We start from the raw sequence: 10769 nt of genomic DNA on the forward strand, positions 1-10769 counted from the left end.
ATAAAATCAAGAATAGAAATCTAATTGATAATTGTTATTATTTACAATAATATCAGATTGGTAACATTTTGAAACACATCAGCCGCATTTAATGATAATAATTTGCATTTAATTTTTTAAAAAAACCATAACTCGAACAGATATAACGATTATCTCGATGTTTTTCACGTATAATCTTTGCTATAGCTAGCGTAATCATACATATTGCAACATTGAGATTTATTACCGCAGTGATAAATCTCAACACGTAATATGCCGCTGTAAGATTTGGAGATTTACATGGACAAGCACGAAGAAGTACTGATTGCTCTTCGACAAATTATTCGCGCTATCGATCTGCATTCAAGAAAATTGAACAAAAACGCAGGATTGACAGGGCCTCAATTAGTTTTGATGCGAGCGATTAAAGCATCAGGTGAAGAAGTAACTATTCGTCAGCTTTCTAATAATACTAATATGAGCCAAGCAACGGCTACGACCATCCTTGATCGACTAGAAAAACGCGGTTTAGTGGTACGTCAGCGTAGCCAATTAGACAAGCGAAAAGTGCATGCTCACCTTACCGAAGATGGCTTAGCGCTACTTGAAAAAGCGCCATTGCCGTTACAAGATAGCTTTATTTCTCAATACCAAGAATTGGACGATTGGGAACAATCACTGTTACTGTCATCAGTACAGCGTATTTCAACCATGATGAATGCCGAGCACCTTGATGTCGCTCCTCTACTTGAAGTAGGTAGCATTACTCAGCAAGAAAAAACCAAAAGCGAATTAGAAGAATAACTCGCAGATATCATATTGATTTAAAATATAAAAACCGATCAACTGATCGGTTTTTTACTTTCTCTTACTTGGATGTTTTTACAGTGTTTGGAAACGTCCACCGTCCATCTATACTATCAGGTTAGCTTGATAGATCCGAACCATGAAAGCGGCATAATCACTCGCTAAATTTTCTCTGTTTAGCTCATAAACCACCACTAGCGAAACATACCGATCCTTCATTTCTAGGAGGGTATCTGTACTCCAGCAACAACATCAGAACACCCGCCATATAAAGTGTCTCTTGATTCATTCTAATCATTGATTGCGGTTCAATCGATGTTGGTGTGTCTTAACTGATACCCATGATTCACGCCTTTTACTCATTTCTGAATATCGATAAATTTTGCTGGATTCAACATTCGTTCTCAATTCTATCGTCATTGACAGTCCTAACCTATCTAAAGCTAAAGAGTGCAATCAGCCAATAATCAAGAAAAAAACATAGAAAGTTAAAACAAACTAACCCCCATCTTTAATGTTTCGATTTGGTAACAAAACTTAAATTAGCAATAAAAAAAATGAGATCTCAATCACCCAAGCGTTTTGGGTTAGAAAATCATAAAAACATCAGGAACAAAGTGACTCACAAAAATGATCCATATCGTACTTTAAAACATAAAATATTAAGAAAATCATAACCAAAGAGAATGCAAGCAAAATTCTTAAGTTACATAAAAGTCCCTATATTAGTCACTCGAATCATTAAGCTATGTATGTACACATTCATTAAAATTTGAACACAACACCATTGTTTTTTTGTACGAAATCAGTGAAAATTTGCAACGAACATCATCATTTTGCAACAAAATACAACATGTGTTTTACATTGCTTTCTTTTGCCATTAAATTGCAGTCATAAACCTTATGAACAAAAGAAGGAAATCAGACACGGTTAATATCTATAACGCATAACAAATTTCTAAATTTTGTTTACACGTTAAATAATTACAAATCAATAATAAATATTTGACAATTCTTTTAAAGCAGTCTTCTGATTTTCATTACTGGATTAAATGAAAGTAGTACAAGGTCAGGGAGGAAAAATGAAGATAACACGTAGCAGGAAAGTTGGGATAACGATCCTTGCAATATTATCAGTAGCACTTTTAACGTTTCTATTTACTAGCAGTAACATGGTTCTATTCGATTCAAAAGGTTCGATTGGCCAAGCCCAGTCTACACTGATCATTACATCAGTACTTTTGATGGCGATAATTATAGTCCCTGTTTTGCTGATGTCCGTGTATTTCCCTTATAAATACCGTCACAGTAATAAAGATGCGGAATACAAACCAAATTGGGAGCACTCCACAAAAATCGAAGTGATTGTGTGGGCCGTTCCTTGTTTAATCATTCTTGCGCTAGGTTGGATCACTTATCAAACCTCATATTCTCTCGACCCGCGTAAAGAGATTGCGTCTGAAGAAAAACCGTTGACTATCCAAGTTGTTGCAATGAACTGGAAATGGCTGTTTATCTACCCTGAACAGCAAATAGCAACGGTTAATGAAATCGCGCTTCCTGTAAACCGCCCAGTGAGATTCTTAGTTACATCTGATACCACGATGAATTCATTCTTCATCCCACAACTTGGTAGCCAGGTGTACGCGATGGCTGGGATGGAAAATAGACTTCACCTAATGGCAGAAGAAGAAGGCGTTTATCGTGGCATTTCTGCGAACTATAGCGGCTTTGGTTTTACCAACATGAAGTTCAAAGCACACGCTGTAGACAATGCCGACTTTGACCAATGGGTTCAAAAAGTAAAAACATCCGACAAAGTATTGAACGACAGTAGTTACGACGTACTGACAGCCAATGCTAAAGAGCAAATTAAAACAGCTCACCCTGTGACTTATTTTGCTTCTGTCGATCCTCTTCGATTCAAAGATATCATTGAAAAACACGCGGGAGTCCAAAATGGCTTATAAAGGCGATGTCTACGCCGATCCGGATCCTATCTTCGGCAAACTAAATTGGGATGTAATTCCATTTACAGACCCAGTCATATTACCTGTTATGCTAGGCGCTCTTTTGGGTGGACTAGCACTTGTGGCTGCAATCACTTACTACGGTAAGTGGAAGTATTTATGGGAACAGTGGTTTACTTCCGTCGACCATAAGAAAATCGGTATCATGTACATCATTGTTGCGGCAGTGATGCTTTTCCGTGGTTTTGCTGACGCCTTCATGATGCGAACCCAGCAAGCAGCGGCAACCATCAATGGAACGGGTTATTTACCTCCAGAGCACTACGACCAAGTCTTTAGTGCCCATGGTGTAATCATGATTTTCTTCGTTGCCATGCCATTCGTGGTTGGCCTGATGAACATCATCGTTCCACTTCAAATTGGTGCACGTGACGTAGCCTTCCCATTCTTGAACTCTTTGAGCTTCTGGCTATTTGTTGTTGGTGCAATTCTGATTAACATGTCTCTGTTTATCGGTGAATTCGCTGCAACAGGTTGGCTTGCTTACCCACCATTATCTGGTATGGAATACAGTCCTTGGGTAGGTGTCGACTACTGGCTTTGGGCGCTACAGATCTCTGGTATCGGTACCCTACTGACCGGTGTTAACTTCGTTGTAACCATTATTCGCATGCGTGCACCAGGTATGAAACTGATGCAAATGCCTGTGTTTACATGGACATCGCTATGTGCGAACGCACTGATTGTTTTGGCTTTCCCAATTCTGACAGTAACGTTAACGCTACTAACACTTGACCGTTACATTGGCACCCATTTCTTCACCACAGATATGGGCGGTAACGTAATGATGTACGTTAACCTTATCTGGGCATGGGGTCACCCTGAAGTATACATTCTGATTTTACCTGCTTTTGGTATCTTCTCAGAAATCACAGCGACATTCTCACGTAAGCGTCTATTCGGCTATGTCTCACTTGTGTGGGCAACAGCCGTTATCATGATTCTGTCATTCGTGGTATGGCTACACCACTTCTTCACCATGGGTGCAGGGGCAAGTGTTAACGCCTTCTTCGGTATTGCTACGATGATTATCTCTATTCCAACCGGGGTTAAGATATTCAACTGGCTATTTACCATGTACAAAGGTCGCGTTGAGTTTTCAGCGAGCATGTGGTGGACAATTGCATTCCTGATTACCTTCACAATTGGTGGTATGACAGGTGTAATGCTTGCAGTTCCAGCAGCGAACTTCGTACTGCACAACAGCTTGTTCGTTATCGCTCACTTCCATAACGTAATTATCGGTGGTGCGCTATTCGGTTACTTTGCAGGTTTCACTTACTGGTTCCCGAAAGCAACGGGTTTCAAGCTAGACGAAAAACTAGGCAAGCTTTCTTGTCTTCTTTGGACTATCGGTTTCTTTGTAACCTTCATGCCAATTTACGTTCTAGGTTTCAGCGGTATGACACGTCGTCTAAATGTTGCTGATAATCCTGAATGGGCACCACTACTTTGGATCTCTGCATTTGGTGTATTCATCATTGCATCGGCTATTGCGACTCAGTTCTACCAAGTTTACGTAAGTATTCGTGACCGTAAGCAAAACCTTGATCTTACTGGTGACCCATGGGATGGACGTACGCTTGAGTGGGCAACCTCTTCGCCACCAGCGTTCTACAACTTCGCAGTTCTCCCTAAAATTCACGACCGTGATGAGCACCACTATGCAAAAGAGAACGGTTTAGCGTACAAAGCGCCTGAACGTTACAAGCGCATTCATATGCCGAAGAATACTTGGGCAGGTGTTGTGATCAGCGCATTTGCATTAACACTCGGTTTTGCTTTTGTATGGCACATCTGGTGGATGGTAATCGCTAGCGGTGTTGGTATTTTGGCGTCATGGATTGCATACAGCTTTGAGCGCAACAAAGACTACTACGTTGAAGTTGCTGAAGTTGAAGCAATTGAGCGTGCACATCTAGCACGTGTTTATGGCGAACAAGGTTCGACAAGCGAAGAAAACAAAGACGAAGATCAGGATGAAGATGATTCGTCTGACCTAAAACCTGTTACGGCATAGGGACTGACAGCAATTATGACTACAGAAGTTAAACATACATTTGAACCAAACGTCGCTGCTCAGTCACATGGCGGTCATGATCACGACGATCATGACCATCATGATTACGCAGGCGATACAGTCTTTGGTTTCTGGATTTATATCCTTAGTGACTGTTTATTATTCGGTACGCTTTTCGCAGTGTTTGCCGTTTTCTCAAACAGCTTTGCTGGACAAATTGAGCCAACTGAACTGTTCAACTTAACTTTCGTTGCTGGTGAAACTGCCCTACTTCTTCTAAGTAGTTTCACTTTTGGCATGGCAATGCTTAAGGCGAACAAAGAAGACATGAAAGGTATGCTCAAGTGGTTGGGCATTACCTTTGCGCTCGGTCTGTCTTTCTTAGTAATGGAGCTTTATGAGTTCTGGCATTTCAGTAATGAAGGTGCCACTTTCCACAGCAGTGCATACTGGTCATCTTTTTATGCACTTGTTGCAACGCACGGCCTTCACGTATTTGCTGGCCTGATTTGGATGATTGTTCTATTCGTCCACTTCAAGCGTGATGGTTTTTCTGAAGATAATAAGACGCGTCTAGCTTGCCTGAGCTTATTCTGGCACTTCCTAGATGTTATTTGGATCTGTGTATTCAGCGTTGTTTACTTGATGGGGGTATTGTAATGGCTAATTCATCTGAGCACGGCCAAGGTGGACAGGCTCACGGTAGTGTAAAAGAGTATTTAAATGGCTTGATTCTATCCATCATTCTAACTGTAGTACCTTTTGTTATGGTGATGGCTGGAATCGGTTCTAAGCCGCTCATTATCGGCGTAATCATGGTTTTCGCCGTCGCGCAAATTTTTGTTCAACTTGTTTACTTTTTACATATGAACACCTCATCAAAGCAGATGTGGAATACCTCCTCCGCTGTTTTTGTTGTGGTAATTGTCGCAATTATCCTCATCGGTTCGTTGTGGATTATGGAACACCTAAATCACAACATGCTGATGGGTCACTAATAGGGTTACAGGATGTATAGACCTTATCTAAAAATCACCAAACCCGGTATTATCGGCGGCAACTTAGTTGCCGCCATCGGTGGTGTGCTTCTCGCTTCTCAAGGCAATATCGATTGGCTATTACTGCTTGCTGTTTGTATGGGTACTAGCCTAATCGTTGCGTCTGGCTGTGTTTTCAACAACGTGATCGATAAAGATATCGATCGCTTAATGAAACGCACCTGTGAACGAGAGCTCGTTAAAAATGTTATACCTGTATCTCATGCGCTTATCTGGGCTACGGTATTAGGTTTATCTGGCTTTTATATACTAAGTCAATTTACAACAACGGTTGCATTGCAATTTGGTGTGCTCGGGTTCGTTGTTTATGTCGGTTTATATAGCCTTTATTACAAGCGTAAATCCGTTTACGGCACATTGATAGGCGGACTTTCAGGCGCATGTCCTCCGGTTATCGGTTATTGCGCAGTAACAGGTCACTTTGATGCAGGCGCTGCAATCTTATTCATTACTTTCTGTATCTGGCAACTTCCGCATTCTTATGCCATTGCCATTTACCGATTTGATGATTACAAAGCAGCATCTATTCCCGTTCTACCTGTAGAAGTGGGTATCGCACGTGCTCGTTTACACATCATCGCTTACATTATTGCCTTTGCTGTTGCTGCTTTAGCACTTAACTACCTAGGTTATGCGGGTAGCTGGTATGCACTGGGTGTCGGTTTAGTCAGTCTTCACTGGTTATATATTGCCAAAGTGGGCTACCAAAAAGTGCCAGATGCGCAATGGGGCAAACAGATGTTACTTTGCTCAATCGCTAACATCATGGTGTTTTGTTTACTTATTTCTCTCGACTTTTCAGCGGGAGACCTATCAGAAAATTATCAAGCTAGTAATACAGTAGTTTCTACTCTGCTGGAGCGAAGTTAATGACGAAAAACCCTGTAAAAATTGTGCTCCTTCTTGGAGCACTTGCCCTCGCTGGCATTTTCGCGCTTTACATAACTAACAGTACAACCCCGATTGGAGATAGACAGAAAGCACTGAAAGATCTTGGCGGTGAATTTCAACTAAATAGCCGTGATGGCACCGTCAGCCTTGGTCAATTTAAAGGACAAACTGTCGTTCTCTACTTTGGATTCCTAAACTGTGCTGAAGTCTGCCCTTCTTCTATGGGCGTGATGTCGACAGCTTTTTCTATGTTGCCACCTGAAGAATATGCCAACGTACAAGGTATCTTTATCAGTGTCGATCCAGGTCGTGATGATCTTGATTCTCTTGACAAGTTTGCTAAGTATTTTGATAAACGCATTAAAGGGCTAACAGGAACAAAAGAAGAAATAGACGCTTTAACAGAACAGTATGGTGTTTACTTTGATTTAGTTGATATGGCGTCTTCTGAACTTAGCTACACCGTAGACCACGCTTCTCGTTTCTATATTATAAACCCAGAAGGAAAGCTGGTTGATGCAATGAGCCATACAACGACACCTATTGAACTAGCTGCTGGTATTGACCGTGCACATAGCAACGCGCTTGCTAAAAACTAAAATTTATAGGGAAAATAATGAAAAAGACCGTATTATCGATCGCGTTGGCACTGGTTGCATTCCAAGCTTCTGCACACGACCACAGTGCCCATGACACTGCAGTGGCTGACACGAAGACATACCATCAAGTACAAAACGTTAATGACGTCCTTACGATTGAAAATGCTCGTGCTAAAGCCACTATTCCAGGGGTAAAGGTTAGCGCAGGTTATATGAAGATCACCAACGATACCGATGAGCCTATCCGCCTTGTAGAGGCAAACTCATCTATCGCAAAACACACAGAGTTCCATCGTATGTTTATGCGTGATAGTCAGATGGCGATGCGTAAAGTTGATGCTCTTGAGATCCCTGCAAATGGTTCTATTGAGCTAAAGCCAAAAGATTACCACCTAATGTTTATGGGTGTTAAAGAAGCTTTAAAGCCAGGCCAAGAAATCAAAGTGACTTTAGTTGCTGACAACGGTGAAAAGTTTGACGTGCAACTCACTGTTATGCCGATGACCAAGTATTGATTCGGAGTATAAATATGAAGTTATTTGCTTGTGTGCTAGGTTCGCTGCTCGCGTTACCCAGCTTGTTTAATATCGCTCAAGCGAAAACATCAATGGACAGTATTCTTGAGAGCCAAGCTATCCCCTGCTCTTCTGAGCTAAGGGATTTGGCAACAGTCTCGTTAAAAGATAATCCTCATCGAATGCTGCCTTACGTGAGTAAGTCTGATGATGTGCACCTTTTCAATGCACTGGCGGTAACCACCTATCGTGATCGTCAAAGCCATGTGACTTTTCATGGTGTGAAAAATATCGAAGGTGGATGTGACACTTCAGTCACTGAAAGTTATATTTTGCAAACGTCTTGTGCAGACGCTCGCCATGAAGCTTTTAGCAAATGGGATTTCGAAGGGAAACTGAATGAACATACCTATGTGCTAAAGAGCAAAAAAATCAAAGGCAAACAAGCGTTTCTTACCGAGCAATTCTCAAACTTTTGCTTAGTAACAACACGACAAGTGATTAGTAACTAACTACAGCCATAATCAATATCAATGCCCTGTTTCTTGATTATTCAAGTACAGGGCATTTTTTTTCGTCACGCTACAAAGCATAAACGTTAGCCGTTATAGCCTTTGTTTGAAGTCAGTTTCGCTAAACCTTTCACCACGCGGAAGATAGACCAAATCCACACAGCAAAAAGCAATAAATAACCAACAACAACTAATGTTAGTATGCCGCAAATAATCGATAAGCCTAACCCCCACCAGAACGTTGTTGTGATATTGCTGTAGTGATCAGCAAAAATAGTCCCTTGCGCATCACCCTTTTTCACCATTGCCCAAATTGCACCAACGAACCAGAAAACCCCTGTAAACAAACCAAGAATCATTAAGCCATAGGCAATTAATGCGTTTGTTTTTGCGGCTTCATCTTTTGCTGTCATGGTTGGATTAACCACTACCTCTTCTTGCATCTCTGACATGTAAAACTCCTAAAGTTGTCAGCTAATCATCCGATCAAATAATGGTGAAAATACTATATAGGTCTTTTTTTACTCGCAACGTAATACCTTGCTATGAAACGAGATACACAATGTTATTCGATGAATATCTAAATTCATTATTAATGGCACATCAATTCATCAGCATGTTGCCAGCAGGTGAAGCACCACAATATACCGAAGGGCGCGAAGGTTATTACTGGGTAAAAGAAATGACAGGCAACAGTGCTAAAACAGTACTGAAGCTTGATATTCGTGATTTCAGCCAACAGGGCTATCGCGATCGCATGGCATTTTTACAAAACCTTGCTGATAGCTGGAAACATTGTGGGGTGAATCTACCATCTCGATTCAATTAGGTAACCGATACGAGAATGTCGCAAATAGCCTAGAAGGTGAAGCGAGATTCCCTATCGATATTGCCAAAGAAGCTTACACACGCAATAACATAGAGATGAACGCGATCCCAAGGCGAGGCGGCTATGATGGCGCGGTGCTGTCACAAAAAGGCTTACCTTACCCTAACCTTTTCACTGGGGCACATAACTTTCACTCTATTTATGAATATCTGCCAGTAAAGTCGCTACAAGCGGCCAGTTCTTTTGTAACCGAGATAATCAAAATCACCTGCGAGCGATACAGTAAATAAGCTAATCAACTTATTGTTACGCTGTCTAGTAGACTCTGATTAATAAAAAAACCGATCAAATGATCGTTTTTTATTAAAGCTTGAGTTAGCTAATTTTTGGACAGAAATGTGTTAGCAGATTGCTTTATTTAGACTGGTAGGTATTAGAAAAAGTAGGTGTAACGCCCTGCTAAGTATTAGCAACGCAATACCTTTGCTGCCGCATGCTACCTAAAACACAACACAACACAACACAACACAACACAACACAACACAACACAGTAAAAATGCCATGCGTTGCGGATCAATCTTAAACAGTTTATTAGCACTATGTCTGTGATAGAATTTTAAGTACCAAATTTCTTTGCTTATTCAATTTTTCGATATACGGTTTGATTAGTTCTGAATAACGACCATTTATTACCGATAAATTACGTAATAAATCCTCATTGGTAGCTTCCATTAACTTAGCAGTATTTTTATCAATATTGTGGTTTGATGACTGCTTAGACATCACCCCACTGTAAATATCGGAGGTTTCATTGATTTCTTTCTGCCACTCCTGAAAGATATACATCTGCTGTATTAGAGCAACTTGTAAGTTATTGGCATGAGATAACCACTCTGAATTTGATGCTATGTAGGCTTCATTGCTAAGCTGCAAGCTCAATAACAAATCTTCAAAGTTGTTATAAATAGCCTTTTTGTTACTGATGTCTATGCTCATTAGTGTTTGATACATTTCCGACGAATTTTTCACTTGCTCTGTGATTGCTTCAATACGTGCTATTTCTTGCTCGTGTAACTTATTAGTATTATTTTGAATATCGGAAACGATTTTATCTAACTTAGTAATCTCTTCTTTCGAATCTGCGATCTCTTGATATTGGAAAACTAAGCCAATAATCAGTCCCAAAAAGGTAAAGATCTCTATTATTTTTGACAGTCGAATTTTCATTACTCTCTCTGTATCTGTGAATAGTTCTAACAGTATATTAATAAGAAATTATACTTACACTACTTGGTGACTAAAAATTTAAGCAACCATACAAATATTTTGATCAGAAAATCATGACATTATGAACACTTTCTAACGTCAAGAGAACCATTTGAAGAAAAGACCAGCCAACTGTTCACTAATCACCTAGAGGCATTAGGCCAATTATTAGAACTAATCCCAAATATCGTTAATACTATATGAATGAGTATCTGATCTACGTTTTGAGGCATAAGCGTGCTAGAACGCTTCTGGACAGAAAC

11 protein-coding genes and 1 pseudogene are annotated in these 10769 nt (G+C 40.4%); 10 read left to right on the forward strand and 2 right to left on the reverse strand.

Annotation, left to right across the window (positions count from 1 at the left end):
* Positions 1-279: 279 nt before the first annotated feature.
* From C9J41_RS00210 to C9J41_RS00250, 9 genes are all read left to right on the forward strand, one after another.
* Complete coding sequence (locus C9J41_RS00210; protein WP_005367205.1) at positions 280-783, forward strand: MarR family winged helix-turn-helix transcriptional regulator; 504 nt, start codon at positions 280-282, stop codon at positions 781-783.
* Positions 784-1868: 1085 nt separating this feature from the next.
* Entirely contained in the window at positions 1869-2756 is an 888-nt protein-coding gene (gene cyoA, locus C9J41_RS00215; RefSeq protein ID WP_107205779.1) for a ubiquinol oxidase subunit II, read from the forward strand.
* 28 nt (positions 2757-2784) lie between these two features.
* Complete coding sequence (gene cyoB / locus C9J41_RS00220; protein ID WP_199187009.1) at positions 2785-4836, forward strand: cytochrome o ubiquinol oxidase subunit I; 2052 nt, start codon at positions 2785-2787, stop codon at positions 4834-4836.
* 15 nt (positions 4837-4851) lie between these two features.
* A complete protein-coding gene (cyoC, locus tag C9J41_RS00225) occupies positions 4852-5496 on the forward strand; it encodes a cytochrome o ubiquinol oxidase subunit III (RefSeq protein ID WP_107205777.1) in 645 nt (214 codons plus the stop codon).
* A complete protein-coding gene (gene cyoD / locus C9J41_RS00230) occupies positions 5496-5834 on the forward strand; it encodes a cytochrome o ubiquinol oxidase subunit IV (RefSeq protein ID WP_005367198.1) in 339 nt (112 codons plus the stop codon). Before cyoC ends, cyoD begins: the two co-directional genes overlap by 1 nt.
* Positions 5835-5846: 12 nt before the next feature.
* Positions 5847-6764 (forward strand): heme o synthase, encoded by a 918-nt coding sequence (cyoE, locus tag C9J41_RS00235; RefSeq protein WP_045082985.1) that lies wholly within the window; start codon positions 5847-5849, stop codon positions 6762-6764.
* Positions 6764-7384, forward strand: a complete 621-nt coding sequence (locus tag C9J41_RS00240) for an SCO family protein (RefSeq protein WP_107205776.1) — start codon at positions 6764-6766, stop codon at positions 7382-7384. Before cyoE ends, C9J41_RS00240 begins: the two co-directional genes overlap by 1 nt.
* Before the next feature lie 17 nt (positions 7385-7401).
* On the forward strand, positions 7402-7899 hold the full coding sequence (locus C9J41_RS00245; protein ID WP_107260771.1) for a copper chaperone PCu(A)C: 498 nt from the start codon (positions 7402-7404) through the stop codon (positions 7897-7899).
* 14 nt (positions 7900-7913) lie between these two features.
* Positions 7914-8411 (forward strand): hypothetical protein, encoded by a 498-nt coding sequence (locus C9J41_RS00250; RefSeq protein ID WP_107205774.1) that lies wholly within the window; start codon positions 7914-7916, stop codon positions 8409-8411.
* A gap of 86 nt (positions 8412-8497) precedes the next feature.
* Here the strand turns inward: C9J41_RS00250 and C9J41_RS00255 are convergent, their stop codons facing one another.
* Positions 8498-8863 (reverse strand): hypothetical protein, encoded by a 366-nt coding sequence (locus tag C9J41_RS00255; protein ID WP_107260774.1) that lies wholly within the window; start codon positions 8861-8863, stop codon positions 8498-8500.
* Positions 8864-8994: 131 nt separating this feature from the next.
* Between C9J41_RS00255 and C9J41_RS00260 the strand changes: the two are divergent.
* Positions 8995-9530 (forward strand): annotated as a pseudogene (locus tag C9J41_RS00260) (peptidase T); the annotation flags it as partial.
* 307 nt (positions 9531-9837) lie between these two features.
* On the opposite strand, the gene C9J41_RS00270 reads toward C9J41_RS00260, so the two are convergent.
* Entirely contained in the window at positions 9838-10467 is a 630-nt protein-coding gene (locus tag C9J41_RS00270) for a hypothetical protein (RefSeq protein WP_107262077.1), read from the reverse strand.
* Between the last annotated feature and the right edge of the window lie 302 nt (positions 10468-10769).

The sequence above is a fragment of the Photobacterium sp. GB-50 genome, assembly GCF_003026755.1.
Classification (GTDB): Bacteria; Pseudomonadota; Gammaproteobacteria; order Enterobacterales; family Vibrionaceae; genus Photobacterium.